A 595-nucleotide genomic window follows, 5' to 3' on the forward strand; every position below is an offset into this window, starting at 1 on the left:
GACGCCCTGGACGCGGGCATCGCCACCGTGTACCAGGACCTGGCCGTGGTCCCGTTGATGCCGATCTGGCGGAACTTCTTCCTCGGCTCGGAACTGACCACCGGGTTCGGGCCGTTCAAGTCCATGGACGTCCAGAAGATGAAGGACATCACGCTGAAGGAACTGGCCCAGATGGGCATCGAYCTGCGCGATGTSGAACARCCCATCGGCCAGCTCTCCGGAGGGGAGCGCCAGTGYGTCGCGATCGCGAGGGCCGTSTATTTCGGGGCGAAGGTGCTGATCCTGGACGAACCSACSGCCGCGCTGGGCGTGAAGCAGTCCGGCGTCGTGCTCCGCTACATCCTGCAGGCCCGCGACCGSGGRCTGGGCGTCATTTTCATCACGCACAACCCGCACCACGCCTTCCCKGTGGGTGACCGGTTCCTGCTGCTCAAGCGCGGCAAGTCGATCGGCTACTACGACAAGAAGGACATCACCCTGGACGAACTCACCGCCCAGATGGCCGGCGGCGCGGAACTGGCAGAACTCGCCCACGAACTCGAACAACTCGGCGGGCACACGGAGGCCCTCAAGGAAGTCCAAGCCGAAGTCGCCG

1 protein-coding gene is annotated in these 595 nt (G+C 65.0%); it reads left to right on the forward strand.

The genetic code is table 11. From position 1 onward, the window contains the following. The coding region (locus AC1DJW_RS26555; RefSeq protein WP_476902967.1) for an ATP-binding cassette domain-containing protein at positions 1 to 595 on the forward strand (595 nt) is incomplete at both ends.

The sequence above is a fragment of the Arthrobacter sp. 05L417 genome (assembly GCF_056397865.1).